We start from the raw sequence: 18428 nt of genomic DNA, 5'->3' as shown, positions 1-18428 counted from the left end.
TTGCCAGCCGAGTGGGCCTCCACGCCCGTCCCGCATCGGTCTTCGCGGAGGAAGTCAGCAAGCTTGAACTGGAGGTGACCATCGCTTCCCCGGAAGTCAGCCCCGACGAGGCCCTCGACGCTGCGAGCATCCTCTCCCTCATGAGCCTGGGCGCCTCCCATGGGGACGTTGTGGTACTTCGCGCCGACGGCCCGGGCGCCGATGCAGCCCTCGACCACCTGGTGGGGATCCTGGAGACGGACCATGACGTAGAAGCCTAAAACCAGCGAGAAATCAGCACCTACGGGGGTGGCGCGCACAAGGTGCACGCCACCCCCGATGCTGTGCAAAGACGGCCCCGACGCCACCAGACGATAACTGAAAAGTAGGGCACTTCTCCCCTGTGGCCCGCCTGCCTCCGGGGTCTACCGTGATCCGCATCAGCGTCCGCCGTCGTCGAGGAGCCACCATGCCCGGGTTTGTGCAGATCATCGAATTCAGGTCCTCCCACAGCGCGCGGAGAACCGCTGGGAAGCGTGCGTGCCTTCCTTAAGTCCTGTTCCGGAGCGGGCCAGCGCCGATGGCAGCCTCGTCGTTGACCTCAGCGGGCTGGCATCGGCATCGCTGGCCACCGTGGGCGGCAAAGCCCTCAACCTCGGCCGGCTTGCCGCTGCGGGCTTTCCGGTCCCGCCCGGCTTCTGCCTAACCACCGCCGCATACCGGAAAGCCGCGCCCGGGGACCTGGCCGCCATCGCCGCCCGCCTTGACGGGGTGGGCCCCGGCGGGACGCCTGGCTTCGCGGGGATCGAAGGGCCCGACGGCGGCAACGGACTTCCGGATGACGACAGGACCCAGCTCGCTCGGCAGGCCCGCGAGACAATGGCGGCAGCACCGGTACCGCCCGACGTCGAAGCCGCCATCCGCGACGCCTATGCCGCGCTGGGCAGCGTTCCCGTGGCGGTACGCTCTTCCGCCACTGCCGAGGACCTGCCCTTTGCCAGCTTCGCCGGCCAGCAGGACTCCTTCATGGACGTGTCCGGCGCCGACGCCGTCATGCGTGCGGTCCGCCGCTGCTGGGCGTCGCTGTGGACGGACCGGGCCGTGGCCTACCGCGCAACCAACGGGATCAGCCACCGCGAGGTGGGCCTCGCCGTCGTCATTCAACACATGGTGGACGCCGCCACCGCCGGCGTCCTGTTCACCGCCAACCCGCTGACCGGCACGCGGACGGAGACAGTCATCGATGCCGGCCGCGGGCCGGGACAGGCAGTGGTGTCCGGCGCCGTCAACCCGGACCACTTCGTGCTGGACACGGCAACAGCCCGGATCCTGCAGCGGCCGCAGGACCCCGCCTCCGGCCTGGCCGACGAGCAGCTGCGCGAACTGTCATCCCTGGGTGGGGCCTGCCAGCAGCTGCTTGGCGCGCCCCAGGATGTGGAATGGGTGATCGACGCCGGCGGCAAGGCCTGGCTGACCCAGTCGCGGCCCATCACCACGCTCTATCCCCTGCCGGAAGATGAACCATCGGGCATCCATGACGGCGGCACCCGGGTTTACCTGTGCGGCACGCTGCTGCAGGGACTGACCCGCCCCATCACGCCGATGGGCCTGTCTGTCATGGGACTCATGCGGAACAGCAAGGGGCCGTGGAAGTACGTGAACCCGGGCCTGCGCATGTACGTGGACCTGACGGCGGTGGTCCGCAACAAGTCCGGCCGCAAGGCACTGCTGAGGATGCTGCCCCTGGCGGACGGGAGGTCCGCCGCGGTCTTCCCCGCACTGCTGGAGGATCCCCGGTTCAGCATCGTCACGCCCCCGCTCCGGAAGTCGCTCCGGAAGCCCGGCCGGAAGCGGCCGCAGCGGCGCCCCGGGAAGGCACAAGGCGCCGGGGCTACCCAGAGCCTGGCCCTGATCGCGGGACTCCTTCCCGCCATGGCGCGCTCAGTGCTCTGGCCGGAGGCGGAGTTGCGCAGGGCTCGGCGCTACCAGGGCCGGCTGGAAGCCCAGCTTCAGCTCCCCCTGCCGGCCACTCCGGCACGCCGGCTTCAGCACGCCGAGGACATTCTCGCCGGAACCATCAACGGGATCATCCAGTACACCCTGCCCGCTCCGTCCGCCGGCTACCTGATGCTGGCTGGCGCCCGCCGGCTGCTGCGTGGGATCGCCAAGCCGCGCGAACTGGAGGCAGTCCTGCGCGGGCTCCCCCACAACGTGACCACCGGGATGGACCTGGAACTGTGGGACCTGGCAGTGTCCCTTGGCCGGGATCCGGATTCACGCAAAGTATTCCTGGAGCTGCGGCCGGACCAGCTGGCGGCGCGATACAAGGCGGGCACGCTCCCGGGGCTTGCCCAAGCGGGGTTGCGGGCGTTCCTGGCCAAGTACGGACACCGGGCGGTGGCAGAGATCGACCTGGGGATGCCGCGGTGGGCCGAGGAGCCGGACCACCTGCTGGGGATGATCTCGAACTATCTCCGGGTTGGCGACCCGGAGCAGGCACCGGACCGCCAGTTTGCCCGCGCCGCCGATCACGCCGACGCCCGCATCACCGAACTGGTGGAGCGGGCAGCTGCAAGGAGCAGGCTGCGGGGGCGGCTGGTGGCATTCTGCCTGCGCCGGGCCCGGCAGCTCTCCGGGTTGCGGGAACTGCCCAAGTTCTACATTGTGCTGGTGCTGGCCGAGATGCACCGGCAACTGCTCTCGGTCGGTGAGGACCTGGCGCGGACCGGCTCCATCGCGGCCGCCGGGGACGTCTTCTTCCTGGACTTCGAAGAACTCCGCGTGGCCCTTCGCGGCGCCGACCTCACGGAGGTGGTGGCTTCCCGCCGTCGGCTTTACGACGTCGAACTGCGGCGCCGGCGGATCCCGCGCCTCTTGCTCTCGGACGGCACGGACGTGGAGGCGGCGGTGATGGCGGCGGCGGCCGCGCTGCCGGACTCAAGCACTGCGGACCGGCTCACGGGCACTCCGGCCTCGGCAGGCACGGCCACCGGGAACGTCAGGGTGGTCCTGGATCCCGTGGGTGCCCATGTGGAACCGGGCGAAATCGTGGTGGCCCCCTCCACCGATCCCGGCTGGACGCCGCTGTTCATGACGGCAGGTGCCCTGGTGATGGAAATGGGCGGCGTCATATCGCACGGTGCGGTGGTGGCCCGCGAGTACGGCATCCCCGCCGTGGTCGGCGTTGCCGACGCCACCACGCGGCTGTGCGACGGCCAGACCGTCACCGTCGACGGGGCAGCCGGAACCATCGTCTGGTGAGGCGCTCCCCTGCGCAGGTCAGTCCAGCGCCCAGGCCTGCTCTGTCCCTGCGCCGGCGGCCTTCCTGCGGCGCCGCAGCACCGCGACGAGGAATGCAGCGCTGGCCAAAAGCAAGGCACCCGCTCCGGCGGCGACTGCGGGCAGCGCGATCCCAAAGGATCCCTGGGAAATGACGGCACCGTCTGAAGTACCGGCGTCGGCTGTCCCTGCCGGCTCTCCCCCGCCCGGGGCAACGGCCGCGGCTGGCACGTCCTGTCCGCCGTCGAGCACTGACAGTGACTTGCCGCGTCTGTTGACCACTACCACGGACCCGTCGGCCCGCTGAACCAGCCGGCCGGGATCGTCACCAACTGCGATGGTCTCGGCGGCCGAAGCCCCGGCCGGAATCACCGAGACCGAATCGTCCAGGCTGTTGGTCACGTACACGGTCCCGTCCGCAGCGGACAGCACCTCCTGCGGCGCCCGGCCCACGGGAATGCGCCGCGCCACCGCGGTGCCGCCGGGCTCGATCACCGCGACGTCGTTGGTCATGATGTTTGCCACGTAGACGGTCCCGTCCGGGGCCGCCGCGATCCCGTGCGGGCTGGCCTGCGCGCCCACATCAATGGTGTGCGACGGCCACGCCGCGCCGGGGGGAATCACGGTGACGGTACCTGCGAGCTGGTTGGTGGCATAGGCCGTCCCGTCCTTGGCCAGCGCCACCCGCACGGGGTACGGCCCCGCCTGGATGGTCCGGTTCACCCACGCGTCGCCCGGCTTCACCACGGACAGGGAGTTCTCCTCCGGGCTCACCACGTACAGCGATCCCTCGGGCCCCACCGCCAGCCAATGTGTGCCGAAGGAGACCTTCATGACCAGGGAGACCTCGCCGGCGCCGGGGGCCACCACACCGATTTCCGACTGCGCGCCCTCGCTCTGCGCCACGTACAGCGTCCCGTCCGGCGTCACGGCGAGCGAGGTGGGACCGGCCCCGGTCCTGATGGTGCGGGACGGCACGGTCTCCCCCGGACGGTAGGCCAAAACGCCGCCGTTGTAGCTTTGGTCGCTGACGTACAGGGTGCCGTCGGGCCCGGTCGCGACGGCCACCGGCTGGCCGACCACACCTATCGTTGCGGTGTCGGCGGCGGAGGCCGGAACGGTGACGACGGCGGTAGCCAGCAGGAGCGCGACGCCGGCCAGCAGGGCACGCCGGAGGGCTGGCGCCGCGAGCGGGCGTGAAAGCTTCGTCTTCATGAATGATCCCCCAAGAATGCTGCCGACCCCCTCGGCAATCCTCCGATCCTACCTGCCAGCCGCCGGCTGGACGGTGGGGCGATTACCTCCGTCGGGCCTTCCACCGAGGGGCCGCTTCAGCGCTCCCGCCGGAACGGCGGCATCAATCCGGACGTTGAGATGGTATGCAAAGGCGCATCGTTGTCCCCGCAGTCCTGGTCGTGGCCGCCGTCGCCGTGGCTGTGGGCCTTTACCTGTTCCAGCCCTGGCGCATCTTCACGAGTTCAACCATTATCGAGGACATCCCGTCCGCGGCCCCGTCCTCAGCGATCCCGGCGACGCCCACCGCCGTTCCAGCTCCCCGTGAACTGGCCGCAGGTTGGCTCATCAGCCATGAACACGTCAGTTCCGGAACAGTAAAGATCCTCGAGCTCCCCGACGGGAGCCGGATTCTCCGCTTCGAAGGACTTGATACGTCCGACGGCCCCGACCTTCGCGTATGGCTCACCGACGCCCCCGTCCTTGAGGGAACGGCCGGCTGGTACCTCTTCGACGACGGCGCCTATCTCGATCTCGGCGCGCTCAAGGCCAACAAGGGCGACCAGAACTACGAGATCCCGGCAGCGACGGTGCTGGCCGACTACAAGTCCGTCAGCATCTGGTGCGCCCGGTTCACCGTGTCGTTCGCCGCGGCTGAGCTGAAGCCTTGAGCCGACCGGGCGTCCGGACAGCAGCAGGCGTAGCCTGAACCCATGGACGCCGATCTCCGGCAACTCCGGCTCCGCACCGGCATCACGGTGCCGTGCCTCGTGCAAGACAACAGCCAAGGCGAAGCCGGCGCCATTCCCCTGCTGTTGCTTCACGCCTGGGGCGAGTCGCGCAAGAGCTTCGACCGGCTGATCCCCCTGCTGGCCGGCTTCCGGATCTTCGCGCCGGACCTGCGCGGCCAGGGAGAGGCGGACAAACCCGCGGACGGCTACTCCCTGGCGGAGCAGGCGGAGGATGCCGCCGCGGTCCTGGACGCTCTCGCCGTCCCCCGCGCCGCCGTCGTCGGTTCCTCCAGCGGCGGTTACGTGGCCCAGCAACTTGCCGTCGCCCATCCCGGAAAGGTGGCCGCGCTGGTGCTGGTGGGGTCTCCCCTGAGCCTGCAGGGACGGCCCGCCTTCGCCGACGAGGTGGACACGCTGGCCGACCCCCTCGACGAGGCCTGGGTGCGGGAGTCGCTGACCTGGTTCCCCCTGCTCCACGACGTCCCTGCCTGGTACGTCGAGGACCGCGTCCGCGACGGCCTGCGGATGCCGGCCCATGCCTGGAAGGACATCCTCAACGGGTTGTGCGAGGCCGCGCCGCCCACGGAAGCCGGAACCATCCAGGCTCCGACGCTTATCCTCTGGGGTGCACAGGACACCCTGCTGCCGCGCAGCAGCCAGGAAACCCTGGCGGCCCGGATCCCGGCCGCGGTGCTGAGGATTTACCCTGACGCCGGACACCTGGTTCTGTGGGAGTGCCCGGAGCAGGTGGCAGCGGACGCGATGGAGTTCCTCCGCTCCCGGCGCTGAAACGCGGCGGTCTCAAGCCCTCGGTGGATTCCTCAACCCCGGCTCAAAATCCCCGAAGGTTTCCCCAAGAATCGCGCTTTACGCAGGCGGCCGCGCACACAATATTTTCAGCAGCCACTGCGAAGACTCTCTTCGAGGGAATAGAACGAAATCCAGGACACTGCCTCTGCAGGCGCCTTATTGGGGGAACCATGAGCAATGAATACCAACTCGCCGACGGCTCGCCGCGCTATGGCCACCGCACGGCTTCAGCGGGCACAGTGCAGGCGACGACGCCGGTCACTGCTCCCACCGACGTGGCAGAGGGCGCTGCAAAGCTCAGCCTGGACGTGATGGCCGCGGCCATTGACCGCAGGCTGAGGAGCGCATGGGCTGATGAAGCAGACCCGGCTGTCGAAGCACTTCGGACCGGGAACCCTGAGGAACTGGCCGCAGCGCGTGCCCTCGTGCGGCTTCACCTCGGCTCGCAGCGGCAGTGGCGTCTCAAAGCCCAGGCCGTCTGGGATCAGCAACTGGCCGGTACCCTGGCGCGGCGGAGGGCCGGCGGCCGGGTCCAGGAAATCCTGGCACTGCGGCTGGGGCTGATGGCCGCGCTGATCGCACCTCCGGCGTACATTGTGGCCACCGGCCCGGATGACCTCCTGAAACTCCTGCTTGCCGGTATCGCGTGCTTTGCTTTCGCCGTGGCGGGCGGACACTTCCTGACGTGCCGGGCCCGGGTGCCGGTCATGCCGAACCTCCGTGGCCCCTGGCTGAAGGAGCTCCGGGAAGACGTGGTCAACGCAACCCTCGTGGCCATCCTCCAGAACAAGGGCACCCCGCTGGATCCCCGCGCTGCGGCGGCCGCCCGCCGGGGCTGGGAAAGCATCCAGGCCGCGTCCCAGGCCGTCGGCTCGCTGAACCCCTGATCCGCGGACCACTAGGGCGCACCGGGCGCAGCAGCCAAGCACCCGCGCCAACGCCGCCGCACTCAGCCAGCGGGCCGCCGTCGCGCATTACGACGGCGGCCGCTGACGCCGGTGCCTAACTCGCCGAGGGCAGGTGGTGCTGTCCGCCCCTCCGCCTCCCCACGGTCACATACCAGGCATCAGTCCGAGCTGGCCCATCATCGAGGCGACGTCCGGATGGACCCGGAAGGAGACGATCTTTCCGTCCCTGATAGAGGCGAAGTAGGTCCCCGTCCCGACGACGGACTTGCCGGTGGCAGAAATTTCCCGGTCTCCCATGCGGAGAGGACCGGTGTTGGTCCCGGTGAATTCCACTTCCGCCGCCACCTCGTCATCACTGACCACGCGCCTGGTGGTCCTGAGGTGCATATCGGGAAAAGCCGAGAACCACGCGTCCATATAGGACTTGACCTGCTCGCGCGAGTGGAACGGCTCCGGAGCCATCACATCCGAAAAGGTGAAATCGTCGGCCAGCAGGCCGGTGAATCCGGCTGCGTCGTGCTGGTCCCAGGCCGCCAATCCGCGGTCGTCAAGCTGCTCAACTTCAGCGCGCGACATCACACATCTCCTTTCTGAAATCCCTTGCTACTTGCCCGGCGCCCGGTAGGACGGGGTCTTCTTGGCGGCCTCGTCGATGTCCTCCACGGTCAGGAGCGGTTTCAGGCGGACGTTGACGTTCCCGGACGAATTGATCAGCAGCGACAAAGCCGCAGCGCTGGCATCGTCCGGCACCTCAAAGACGCCGAGGACGTCGTAGTAGCCAAACGCGTAGTAGAAGCTCTCCAGCGTTCCACCCACGGAGCCGAGGGCCTGCGTCAGGGCCTCGCGCCGCTTGGTGCCGCCTTCCTGCATGAGCCCCTTGATTCCGTCGCCCACATACGTTGCTTCAAACATGTACTTCGGCATGATCTTTCCCTTTCCTACATTCCCATCCCGGTTGCCGCCGCAGGAACCAGCGCCACCCCCAGTGCGATCACGCCCAGCGCCGCCGCAACCGAACGGTTCGCCAGCCGCCGCCACGGCAGCATCTTCTCCCCGGCAATAAAGGCCCCGATCAGGGCCATCCACCCGACGCTCATCACGCCGAGTGCGAACAGTGCCGTCATCAGCGCCCAGCAGCAGGCCACGCACCAGGCGCCGTGCTCCACGCCCATCCGAACGGCCCCGGAATAGCCGGGCCGCATCCTGTGCAGGATGAAGTCCATGGGTGAGCGGCATTTCATCAGGCTGACGTTCTTGGCTGGCGTGAACTGGTACAGGGCAGCGATCAGGATCACTCCGGCCGCCACGAAGCGTCCGCCCTGGTCGGGAGCGAAGGCCCCGGGTGCCAGCGCCGCCGCCCCCAGATAGAGCCCGTACGCCACCAGCCCGAAGACGGTCCACGCGGCCAGGTAGCCGGCCACGAACACCGAGGTGGACCCGGCGGGCGCGTAGCGTCCGGCCTGCCGCCGGTGCCGCTGGATGCGGTGGTACGCCAGCACCATCGGCGCCACCGACGGGAACATCATGGCTGCGAGCATCACCACCCACGTCACGGTGAAGAAGCCCACCGGCCCCGGATCGGTCCACGCACCCATGTCCATCCCTGCCAGCTGCGTGGAAGTGAAAACCCAGCTGGCAGCGGCGAGGACCAGCAAAACGGCCACCAGCCCTGCCTCACGCGGATCAACACGGGAGGCATCGGCCTTTGCCTCGCCGTCACCGGCCAGCTTCCTGCGGTACACGGGGCCGCCGTTCAGACCCGGCCCTTGGGGGCGTCTTCGGCCATCTCGCTGGCGAAAGCGAAGCCCGACGTTTCGCCGTAAACACCGTCGTATTCCTGCCCGAACAGGTCCACGTGCCCCGGCCCCTTGCCAATCCGGAATTCGGGCGCGAAGCCGTACATGGCGTTCTTCATCGTGGTGGCGCCACCGTCTGGTCCGGGCAGTGGCTCGAAGGTGACCTGGGCCTTGTCCGAGACTGCGCCCCGAGGCCGGTCACCGTCCGAGAAGGTGACGGCGCCGCGCTCCAGCCCCAGCCATTCGCCGTACAGCCCGGCAAGGTCGCCGAACGGACCCCCGGCCTGCCCGCGGATGATGGTTTCCAAGGCGCTCACCTGCTCATCGGAAGCGGACTGGTCAACGACGGCACCCACACGCCAGCCGCCTGCCGTCAGATTCGAGGGGAACCAGCCGACGAATGCAAAGTCGACGCCGGACAGGTCAGTGTCATCCAGGTTTCCCTTTTCGACGTGGAACACATTCAGATTGCGGCACTCGCCGCCAGGGCCGGTGGGCAGGCCGTCCACGGGGCACGGGCAAATCAGCTGGCAAGTGCAGTTGCCCACGTAGGTTCCGGACATTTCCCAAGACACAGCATCCTCCTCACCTGGCACCATCGCCTGGCAGAAGTGGCCCGGATCCGGCGCCCCATCCCTGGAAAACGGGGCGGACGGCCCCGTTAATGCAGACCGTATTCCCCCGCTCACGGGCCGTCAATATGGCGGGCTACCCAATGATTCCGCTCTCTGGAGGAACCGGAAAACGGTCAAAAGGGAGGGGCGACTCTCGGAAGAACGGCCATTAGTCCTGTCCCAAGGCCGTTCGGCCCTAGCGGGATGCAGCGCTCCAGCGCAGGCTGGATACTGGCGCCGGGGCATCCGCCAGCATGCAGTGCGCCAGCCACCGCCACACCGCGCCAGTGGAGGACCCCTATGTCAGTTGCAGGAGGACGGCTCCCGGAACGCAGGTGGGCCGCCGCGTTTGAGAGCCCCCGCCGTGACCCCCTGCGCAAGATCCTCCTCGGCGCCGGGCCGGCGTCGTCGCTGCTCTACGTGGTCTTCACCGACGGCTTCGCGGCATCCCGCTGGGAGGGTTACCGCCGCACCGGGCAGATGGTGAGCGAACTCTTCGCCGTCGGCTCCCCCGGCCGGGACGTCCTGGTCCCCTTCACGTGGATCTACACGGTCCTTTTCACGGCGTTCGGGCTTGGCGTCTGGAACTCCGTGCGCGGCAGCCGTCCCCTGCGCATCGGCGGCGCCCTGCTCACCGCTTACGGGCTGTGGAACATCATGGGCGCCCTCTTCCCGCTTCGGCTCGGCGACGACGCCTCCATCCCCATGCACATCGTTGCCACCAACATCCAGCTCGCGCTGATGGTGGCCGCCATGTGCTTCGTCGCGGCCGGGTTCCACGGCCGGATGCGGATCTACTCGATCGTCTCGCTCGTGGTGTCGGCGCTGATGGGTATGGTCGCGTTCATGGCGGCGCCGGGGCCGAACCTGGTGCTGGGCATCGGCGAGCGCATCAGCATCGGGGCGTTCCTGCTGTGGGTTGCGGTCCTCGCGGCAGCGCTGTGGAAACGGCCAGTGCTGTGGAAACGTCCGACGGCGGCGGGCAGCAAGGAGGCATCGTCATGAACTACGCGAACGGCCTGGGCAACGTGCAGCGGGGCGACCTGGACACGGCCGGCGGCAAGGCGGTGGGCCTCGGCGGCCTCATCCAGGCCGGGCTCCCGGTGCCTCCGGGGTTTGTCCTGACCACCGCCGCCTACTCGGACTTCGTGGCGGAGAACAACCTCGGGCAAGCCATCCAGGAGCTGGCCGCGCTCCCGCCTGATGCCTCGCCGGAGGACTATGAGCATGCCTCCGCGCTGATCCGGACCCTGTTCAGCAAGGGGGCCATGCCGTCCGGCATCCAGGCCGAACTCGAGGCCGCCTACCAACACCTCGGCGGGGACATCGCCGTCTCCGTCCGCTCCTCCGCCACCGCCGAGGACCTCGCCGTGGCCAGCTTCGCCGGGCAGCAGGAAACCTACCTCAACGTCCGCGGACCGGAGGCCCTCAGCAAGGCCGTCATCGACTGCTGGGCCTCCCTGTGGACGGCGCGCGCCATGGCCTACCGCGCCCGCGCCGGCATCCGGCCCGATGACGTGCGCCTCGCCGTCGTCATCCAGCAGATGGTGGAGGCGGATGCCGCCGGGGTGATGTTCACCGCCAACCCCGCGAACGGCCGCCGCGACCAGACTGTGATCAGCGCCGCCTGGGGGCTGGGCGAGGCGGTGGTCAGCGGCGCAGTCACCACGGATGACCTGGTGGTGGACACCGCCACGGGCAAGGTCCTCTCCCGGCAGACAGCCGACAAGGAACTCATGACCGTCCTCTCGGCGAACGGAACGGCCGAGGAGAAGGTGGCGGAAGCCCGGCGTCGTGCGCCTGTCCTGGACGATGCCGCGGCAGCGGAGCTGGCACGCCACGGCCAGCGCACCGTGGACCACTTCGACGTGCCGCAGGACATCGAATGGGCGCGGGCCGACGGCCAGTTCTTCCTGCTCCAGTCCCGGCCCATCACCGCTCTGCCCGAACCCGCGGCGGACGTCCCGACCGAGTGGCCCATCCCCTACCCCAAGGGCCTCTACTTCCGGGCGAGCATCGTGGAGCAGATGCCGGATCCGCTCTCCCCGCTCTTCGCCGACCTCATCGACGGCTCGGTGTCCCGCTCAATCTCGGCCCTGATGAACGACGCGCTGGGCCAGCACTCCCTCAGCGAGGGCGACGTCCGCTTCCCCACCATCAACGGCTACGCCTACTACTACTACCGCACCTGGCCCATGCTGCGGATGACGGCCCGGACCGTGCCGGCGATGCGCGCGCTGTTCGGCGGCGAGGCCCACATGGGCGTCAAGGGATGGCGCGATTATTCACATCCACGCTACGAACGGATCATCAAGGACTGGTCCGCGACGCCGCCGGCGGAGCTTCCCGGCGAACGGCTGCTGGCTGGCGCGCAGGCCCTCCTGGACGCCGGAACCGTGTATTACACCGCAGTGCAGTCCATCATTCCGCTCGCCGACATGAGCGAACTCGCCTTCCGCGCCTTCTACAAGACCGTCCGGCACCACGGCGATCCCCCGGCCCAGGCCTTCCTCCTGGGCTTCGACAGCGAACCCATCCGCGCGGAGAAGTCGCTGTACGACCTGGCTGGCTGGGCGCGCAGCGACCCGTCGCTGGTTTCCGCCTTGCTGGAGCGGCCGACGGCGGAGCTCGCCGAGTGCCTGCGCGCCGGTTCGGCGCCGGCAGGGGTTGACGACGCCCTGTGGCAGGAGTGGCGGTTCACCTTCCAGGAGCATCTGGCCCTGTATGGGCATGCCGTCTACAATCTGGACTTCGCCACCCCGGTGCCGGCAGACGACCCGTCCGCGCAGCTGGAGACGGTGAAGTTCTACCTGCGCGGGCAGGGCACCGACCCGCATGAACGGCAGCGGCAGCTCACGGAGCGCCGGGAGGAACTGACCCGGCAGGTGGCTTCACGGTTGGGGCCGCGCCGCCGCGCCCTATTCTTCCGTCTGCTGAAGTGGGCGCAGGAGACCGCGCCGGTCCGCGAGGACGCGCTGGCCGACGTCGGACTCGCCTGGCCCCTGCTGCGGCGGATGCTGCTGGAACTCGGGCGGCGGCTGGTGGCTTCCTCGGTGATTGCCGCACCGGACGACGTGTTCTGGCTTCGCTTCCCTGAGCTGCAAAGCGCCGTGGAGTTCGGGCTGGCAGAAACTGTTTCCGGCGTTGCCCTGGCCGGGGCGTCACGTCCGGTCCGGGCCGACGCCGTCGAGGAGCGCAGGATGCTCTGGCGGGGCCAGGCGAAGGCAACAGCCCCGCAGATGCTGCCCCAGAAGGCGTGGATGGAGAAGGCCTTCGGCTCGATGATGCCGGCGGGTCCGCAGCACCAGGCGGGCGACGTGATCAAGGGTGCCGGCGCGAGCTCCGGCCGGGTCACCGCGCCGGCCCGCGTCCTCCGGGGTCCCGAGGATTTCGGCCTGATGCAGCCGGGCGAGGTGCTGGTGGCCCGCATGACCACTCCGGCGTGGACTCCGCTGTTCGCGATGGCCTCCGCGGTGGTCACCGACGTCGGCGGGCCGCTGAGCCACAGCTCCATCGTGGCCCGCGAGTACGGCATCCCGGCCGTGCTGGGCACCGGGGTGGCGACGCAGCGGCTGGCTGCCGGGCCGGAAGTCACCGTGGATGGCGACGCCGGAACGGTGACTATTGCAGCCGCTACCGGTCCTTCCGGAGCGGCTTCTTCCGTAGACACCCTGAATCCTGGGTACGAGGGAAAGCTGCCATGACAAACCGCACGGGCAGGGGAGCATGGCCGGCAGCGGCTGCGTGCGTCTGTTGTGCAGCCGCCTACCTGTCCCTGGTGCGGCCCCGCCTGCTCCGCTGGGGTGCGACAGACGACGAAGTGCGGGGACCATACCCGGGCGTGGACCTGATTCCGGACAGCACCCGAAGCGCAACCATGGCCGTGACCATTGACGCACCGCCTTCGCGCGTGTGGCCCTGGCTGGTGCAGATGGGCACCGACCGCGCAGGCTGGTACAGCTGGGACCGCCTCGACAACTTTGGGCGGCGCAGCGCCGACAGCCTTCACCCCGAGTGGCAGGACATCGCCCTCGGCCAGCATCTGGCGGCAATGCCGGATGGCAGCGAGTGGTGGGAGGTCGCGGCCCTTGAACCCGAGCGGTTTTTGGGCCTCCGCATGTCCCTTGACCTGCGCGGGCGTCCCTTCGACCCGGCAGGGACGCGGCCACGCTTCTACACCGACTCGCTCTGGGGATTCGACTTGCGCAGCCTGCCGCACGGGCGCACCCGGCTGGTGGTCAGCGGGTACTGGGCCCTTCGGCCCAAGTGGCTTCAGCCCATCCTGAGCCTGGCCATCCTGGAACCCTCGCACTGGGTCATGCAGACCCGTCAGTTCTCGAATCTCAAGCGGCTCGCCGGCGTCCCCGACAGGGCATGATATTCGGGTGAATAAAAACCGGCTCGAGGCCTTCAGCGATGGCGTCCTGGCAATCATCATCACCATCATGGTGCTCGAACTGCACACCCCGGAGGAACCCACGTGGGCAGGCGTCGCCGCCATCCTGCCGACGCTCTTCACTTACCTGCTGAGCTTCGTGTATGTGGGGATCTACTGGAACAACCACCACCACATGATCCACCTCGCCAGCCGGGTGAACGGCGGCGTTCTCTGGGCCAACCTGCACCTGCTGTTCTGGCTGTCGTTGTTCCCTTTCACCACGCGGTGGATGGATGAGTCCGGTTTCCTGCAGGTCCCCGTGCTGCTGTACGGGATCAACCTGCTGTGTGCCGCGATCGCCTACTTCATCCTGGAACGTCGGCTTATTGCGGTGCAGGGCAAGGACGGGGCCCTCGCCAGGGCCGTCGGGAAGGACTGGAAGGGCAAGACCTCCCCCGTCATTTACCTCGCCGGGATCGCACTCACCTTCGTACAGCCGCTGCTGGGAGTCGCGGCCTTCACCGTCGTCGCGCTGATCTGGCTGGTTCCGGACCGGCGGGTGGAGCACTTCGTCGTCAAGGCCCAGGACGCCGCCGGCCAAGCATGAAACAAGGCGCTGTCGGGGGTAGTGCCGGGTCATCCGCATGCCTCTCCTAACCCGGGTACAGCAGGTCAGCCGCGTTGCCGCGGCGGCCCGCTCGATTCGCGGGGAATAAGAGTGGGGATGGATTTCCTCACGCGGGGCTCCTTGCCGGGATCCGTGATGAGGTCGATGGCTGTCCTGGCGATCTGGTCCAAAGGAACCCGTACCGAGGTCAGGGGCGTTGGCAGCCTGGCCGACAGGGGTGTGTCGTTGTAGCCGACGAGCGCGAGGTCTTGGCCGATCTTCAGGTTATGGCGGTGCGCTGCCGCCATGATGCCCATCGCGATGTTGTCATTGGCGCCGAAAATGGCGGTGGGCCGTTCCCGCCCGTCTGCCAGCAGCGCCTCTCCGGCGGCGAACCCGTTTTCAATGCCGTAGCCTGCCGCCACCAGCCACTGCTCACGAGGGGTGATGCCTGCTTCCTCGAGGGCCTTCCGGGCGCCGGCCAGGCGGGCGATGCCGGTGGAGGTGAACGCCGGGCCGGTGACCACCGCTATGTCGCGATGGCCCAGGTCGAGAAGGTGCCGCACTGCGAGGTAGCCGCCCACTTCGTCGTCACCAAGAGCCGAGGGGCTGACGCCGTCGGTGCGGAGCACCAGCGCATGCGGGACCTTGCGCTGGCGCAGGAGGCGGGGCAACTCGTCGTCCAGGCGGGCGGTGGCGAGGATCAGGCCGTCGATGTTCCGGTCCAGCAGGGTTTCGGCCGCCCGCTTCTCGTCCTCGGGATCGTCTCCGCTGGTGGCGACCATCGCGAAATATCCCCGGGAGGACGCGGCACGTTCGAGCTCCTCGAACATCAGCGCCATGACCGTGTCGCTGAGCCGCGGAACCAGGACTCCAAGGGTGCGTGTCTCGCCGCGGCGCAGGCTTGAAGCAAAAGAGTTCCTGCGGTAGCCGAGTTCCTCCGCAACCTTCCGGACATGGGCGGCCGCAGCGGAGCGGGACGTGATGCGTTCGTCCAGGGCGCGGCTGGCCGTGGAGATGCTGACGCCACTGGCCGCAGCCACGTCCTTCAGTGTGACGATCGTGCCCGGGGAAGCCGGTTCCATGAAGGTTCTCCTCTTGAGCAGGGGTGTAACAGACACTCTATTCCTCCAACTTGCAAACGTTCTCTTGACAGTGAGCCAGGACACGTTGCAAACTTGAAAACGTTCCCGCAAACGTTCTCATCATAGCGGGACTACCGACCATCAAAGAAGACAAGAAGGTAGCTGCAATGGCACTCGATCTCCGCGGACTCAGCCCCGCACCTGTCACCCCGTTCACCGAAGATGGCGCTGTCGACTTCGCTGCAATCCAGCGCCTGGGTTCATGGCTCGGATCGATTGAGGGCGTGAAGAGCCTCGTCGTCCTGGGGCACGCCGGCGAAGGCACGTTCCTCACCGAAGAGGAGCAGCTGGATGTTATCCGCGCGTTCGTGGCGTCCACCGACGGCCGTGTGCCGGTCGTGGCGGGCATCACGAAGGAGGGCAACAAGACCGCGGCCCTCGAAGCCAAGAAGGCCGTCGAGGCCGGCGCGTCAGCCGGTCTCGTCTACCCCTCGCACGGGTGGCTGCGCTTCGGATACCAGAAGGGTGCCCCGCAATCGCGCTACCGGGAGATCTACGAAGAGTCCGGCCTGCCGCTGATCCTCTTCCAGTACCCCGACAACACCAAGGCGACCTACGACCTCGACACCCAGCTGGAGATCGCCGGCCAGGAGGGCGTCTTCGCCACGAAGAACGGTGTCCGGAACATGCGCCGGTGGTACACCGAGATCCCCGCGCTGCGCGCCGCGTACCCCGAGCTGCAGATCCTGTCCTGCCACGACGAATACCTGCTGCCGACAATGTTCGACGTCGACGGCCTGCTGGTCGGCTACGGCAACATCGCCCCCGAACTCCTCGTCGAACTGATCGAGGCCGGCAAGGCACAGGACTACAAGCGTGCCCACGCAATCCATGAGCGGCTGCTGCCGGTGACCAAGAACGTTTACCACCGCGGCTCCCACATGGAGGGCACCGTCGCCTTGAAGTGGGGCCTCGTGAACCGCGGCATCCTGGACCACGCCACAGTACGCACCCCGCTCCTGCCCCTGCCGGAGGGCGCCGAGACTGAAATCGCTGAGGCCTTCGCAGCCGCAAACATCGGCAAGGTCACCGCCACCGTTTGACCCACCCGTTACGGGTCCTCACGGGTGGCGGGCCCCCTTGGCCCGCCGCCCGTGCCCCAGCTTTTTACTCTCCACCCCGGGGCAACGACGCCCCCAGCAACGTCGCTGTAGAAGGAGGACTCGCCGATGCGCGAGCAGAATAAGACCATCACCCGCACAGGTCACAGGGAAGAACAGATGGCAACCCAGCAAGGAAACCAGGCCGCAGGTGCCACCGAACGCCGTTCCTTCCTTGGATATCTTGCCCTCATGGGCCCGGCCTTCGTTGTGGGAGCCTGGCAGTTCGGGCCCGGAAACCTCACCACCGCGGTCCAGGCGGGCAGCCGTTTCGACTACTCCCTCGTTTGGGTCATTGCCGTCTCGACAGTGCTCATGATCTTCTTCACCGACATGAGCGTCCGCCTTGGAATCGCAACCCCGACTTCACTGATCACCTCGATCAAGGACCACCTCGGCAAGTGGGTAGGGGTGCTTGCCGGCGTCGGCGTCTTCGGGATCACGCTGATGTTCTCGGTCGGCAACGCCGTCGGCTCAGGGCTGGGACTGTCCCTGGTCTTCGGCGGCTCCCCCGTCCTCTGGACGATCGTCTGCACCATCGCCGTCGGATTCGTCCTGGCCTTCCGGAACGTCTATGGAATCGTGGAAAAAGTACTCCTGGTGATTGTGGTCCTCATGGGGCTGGCCTTCATCGCCAGCACCGTCGTGGCCCAGCCAGACTGGTACCGGGCCCTTGAAGGGGCGGTCCCCACGCTCCCGGCAGGCAGCGAAATCCTGGTCGTGGCCCTGGTGGGCACGAATTTCTCCATCAACGCCGCCTTCTACACCTCCTATGGCATCAAGGAACACCGCCGCACACGCGCCGACTACCGCGACATCACCTTTGCGGACACCATCCCCGGCATCGTGGCACCGGGCGTCATGACGGCCCTGGTGATCATGGTGGCCGCTGCGGTCCTCGGCAAGACCGGGGGCGAAGCAGGCACGATCAATGCCCTCGCCTCCATCTTCACGCCCCTCGCCGGACCCGTCGGCGCAACCGTTTTTGCGCTCGGGCTTTCCGGAGCAGCCTTCTCCTCCATGATCGCCAACGCCACCGCCGGGGGCACCATGGTCTCGGATGCCCTGGGCCGCGGATCGAAGGCGGGATCGCCCATGGCCCGCATCTTCACGGGGATGATCCTGGCCTTCGGCCTGATTGTCACCCTCGCGTTCCAGGGCTCGCCTGTCGGCCTGATCGTCGTAGCCCAGTCACTGACGGTCCTGATCGCACCACTGCTGGGATTCCTGATCGTCATCATGGCCAACAAGGCATCCCTCATGGGCGACCTGCGCAACAAGTGGTGGCACAACCTGTTCGCTGCCGTCGGACTCATTGCCATCGTCGCTTCATCCATCCGGCTGATCACAACGTTGCTCGGCTGACACCGAGACGCCAGCAACAGCACGGAGCCGTGGCGCCCCCAACCGGACCGGTTGGGGGCGTCATTCATGCTTTGCTGGAACCTCCCCAGTGGATGCGCGGCAGGACCCGCCGGCTACTCCCCCATGCCCGGGTGCACGGGAACAAAGTCCACTTTGTTCCCGGAGTTCTTCCGGCCCGCAGGAGCCCGGTTGAATCCCCGCGCGTCGAGGCCGTTCTTGGCCCGAAATTCTGCGAGCGCGGCATCGTAGGCGTTGTTGAGGGTCCGGCCGGAAAACTCACCGGTGCTGCCGTCGGTGAATGCGATCCGGATCCGGACGCTGGCCGGGAAGTGCCGAGGCATCCGGATGAAGCCGTCGGCGTCCTGCTGGAGTGTAATCACGGGGTCCTGCTTTCGTTGGTGGGAGCAGTCTCAAGTTTGCCGCAGATCCTTTGAATCCCGTTCCCAGCCGACGCCATACTTGGCCATGGCTTGGGGGATGACA

The 18428-nt window shown here is 67.8% G+C and carries 18 protein-coding genes; 11 read left to right on the top strand and 7 right to left on the bottom strand.

The genetic code is table 11. The features are described from left to right. Both K4G53_RS07860 and K4G53_RS07855 read left to right on the top strand, forming a co-directional pair. Positions 1 to 260: HPr family phosphocarrier protein (locus K4G53_RS07860; protein WP_221383452.1), on the top strand; the 260-nt coding region annotated here is incomplete at its 5' end. Between the two features lie 259 nt (positions 261 to 519). Continuing rightward, positions 520 to 3240 (top strand): PEP/pyruvate-binding domain-containing protein, encoded by a 2721-nt coding sequence (locus tag K4G53_RS07855; protein ID WP_221385155.1) that lies wholly within the window; start codon positions 520 to 522, stop codon positions 3238 to 3240. 18 nt (positions 3241 to 3258) lie between these two features. Here K4G53_RS07855 and K4G53_RS07850 read toward each other — a convergent pair whose 3' ends face one another. Further along, on the bottom strand, positions 3259 to 4473 hold the full coding sequence (locus K4G53_RS07850; protein WP_221385154.1) for a hypothetical protein: 1215 nt from the start codon (positions 4471 to 4473) through the stop codon (positions 3259 to 3261). 164 nt (positions 4474 to 4637) lie between these two features. Here K4G53_RS07850 and K4G53_RS07845 point away from each other — a divergent pair, with 164 nt between their 5' ends. The 3 genes from K4G53_RS07845 to K4G53_RS07835 all read left to right on the top strand — a co-directional run bounded on the left by K4G53_RS07845 (position 4638) and on the right by K4G53_RS07835 (position 6919). Then, a complete protein-coding gene (locus K4G53_RS07845; protein ID WP_221385153.1) occupies positions 4638 to 5162 on the top strand; it encodes a DM13 domain-containing protein in 525 nt (174 codons plus the stop codon). Positions 5163 to 5204: 42 nt separating this feature from the next. Then, the gene (locus K4G53_RS07840; protein ID WP_221385152.1) at positions 5205 to 6011 is read left to right on the top strand and encodes an alpha/beta fold hydrolase; all 807 of its coding nucleotides are present in this window, start codon (positions 5205 to 5207) and stop codon (positions 6009 to 6011) included. Between the two features lie 191 nt (positions 6012 to 6202). Beyond that, the gene (locus tag K4G53_RS07835) at positions 6203 to 6919 is read left to right on the top strand and encodes a hypothetical protein (protein ID WP_221385151.1); all 717 of its coding nucleotides are present in this window, start codon (positions 6203 to 6205) and stop codon (positions 6917 to 6919) included. A 165-nt stretch (positions 6920 to 7084) separates the two neighbouring features. Here K4G53_RS07835 and K4G53_RS07830 read toward each other — a convergent pair whose 3' ends face one another. Genes K4G53_RS07830 through K4G53_RS07815 form a run of 4 tightly spaced genes read right to left on the bottom strand, consistent with a single transcriptional unit; the run spans position 7085 to position 9311 of the window. Further along, positions 7085 to 7516: an ester cyclase gene (locus K4G53_RS07830; protein ID WP_221385150.1), complete on the bottom strand. Its 432-nt coding sequence runs from the start codon at positions 7514 to 7516 to the stop codon at positions 7085 to 7087. Between the two features lie 27 nt (positions 7517 to 7543). After that, complete coding sequence (locus K4G53_RS07825; RefSeq protein WP_221385149.1) at positions 7544 to 7864, bottom strand: GYD domain-containing protein; 321 nt, start codon at positions 7862 to 7864, stop codon at positions 7544 to 7546. A 14-nt stretch (positions 7865 to 7878) separates the two neighbouring features. Continuing rightward, positions 7879 to 8682 (bottom strand): DUF2182 domain-containing protein, encoded by an 804-nt coding sequence (locus K4G53_RS07820; RefSeq protein ID WP_221385148.1) that lies wholly within the window; start codon positions 8680 to 8682, stop codon positions 7879 to 7881. Positions 8683 to 8693: 11 nt separating this feature from the next. Beyond that, positions 8694 to 9311 (bottom strand): DUF1326 domain-containing protein, encoded by a 618-nt coding sequence (locus K4G53_RS07815; RefSeq protein ID WP_308287847.1) that lies wholly within the window; start codon positions 9309 to 9311, stop codon positions 8694 to 8696. A gap of 339 nt (positions 9312 to 9650) precedes the next feature. On the opposite strand from K4G53_RS07815, the gene K4G53_RS07810 reads away from it, so the two are divergent. Genes K4G53_RS07810 through K4G53_RS07795 form a run of 4 tightly spaced genes read left to right on the top strand, consistent with a single transcriptional unit; the run spans position 9651 to position 14335 of the window. After that, positions 9651 to 10355, top strand: coding sequence for a DUF998 domain-containing protein (locus K4G53_RS07810; RefSeq protein WP_221385147.1), 705 nt, complete (start codon positions 9651 to 9653; stop codon positions 10353 to 10355). Next, positions 10352 to 13054 (top strand): PEP/pyruvate-binding domain-containing protein, encoded by a 2703-nt coding sequence (locus K4G53_RS07805; RefSeq protein ID WP_221385146.1) that lies wholly within the window; start codon positions 10352 to 10354, stop codon positions 13052 to 13054. Before K4G53_RS07810 ends, K4G53_RS07805 begins: the two co-directional genes overlap by 4 nt. Continuing rightward, a complete protein-coding gene (locus K4G53_RS07800; protein ID WP_260323429.1) occupies positions 13051 to 13728 on the top strand; it encodes a hypothetical protein in 678 nt (225 codons plus the stop codon). The genes K4G53_RS07805 and K4G53_RS07800 overlap by 4 nt, the downstream gene beginning before the upstream one ends. Before the next feature lie 7 nt (positions 13729 to 13735). Next, positions 13736 to 14335, top strand: a complete 600-nt coding sequence (locus K4G53_RS07795; protein WP_221385145.1) for a TMEM175 family protein — start codon at positions 13736 to 13738, stop codon at positions 14333 to 14335. Between the two features lie 65 nt (positions 14336 to 14400). Here K4G53_RS07795 and K4G53_RS07790 read toward each other — a convergent pair whose 3' ends face one another. After that, positions 14401 to 15420 (bottom strand): LacI family DNA-binding transcriptional regulator, encoded by a 1020-nt coding sequence (locus K4G53_RS07790; protein WP_221385144.1) that lies wholly within the window; start codon positions 15418 to 15420, stop codon positions 14401 to 14403. 167 nt (positions 15421 to 15587) lie between these two features. On the opposite strand from K4G53_RS07790, the gene K4G53_RS07785 reads away from it, so the two are divergent. Then, a complete protein-coding gene (locus K4G53_RS07785) occupies positions 15588 to 16523 on the top strand; it encodes a dihydrodipicolinate synthase family protein (RefSeq protein WP_221385143.1) in 936 nt (311 codons plus the stop codon). A 126-nt stretch (positions 16524 to 16649) separates the two neighbouring features. Beyond that, entirely contained in the window at positions 16650 to 17945 is a 1296-nt protein-coding gene (locus tag K4G53_RS07780; protein WP_221385142.1) for an Nramp family divalent metal transporter, read from the top strand. A gap of 113 nt (positions 17946 to 18058) precedes the next feature. On the opposite strand, the gene K4G53_RS07775 is transcribed toward K4G53_RS07780, so the two are convergent. Then, a complete protein-coding gene (locus K4G53_RS07775; protein ID WP_221385141.1) occupies positions 18059 to 18325 on the bottom strand; it encodes a hypothetical protein in 267 nt (88 codons plus the stop codon). Between the last annotated feature and the right edge of the window lie 103 nt (positions 18326 to 18428).

Source organism: Arthrobacter sp. MAHUQ-56, from assembly GCF_019710585.1.
Classification (GTDB): Bacteria; Actinomycetota; Actinomycetes; order Actinomycetales; family Micrococcaceae; genus Arthrobacter.
This window is presented reverse-complemented; position numbering and strand designations above follow the sequence as displayed.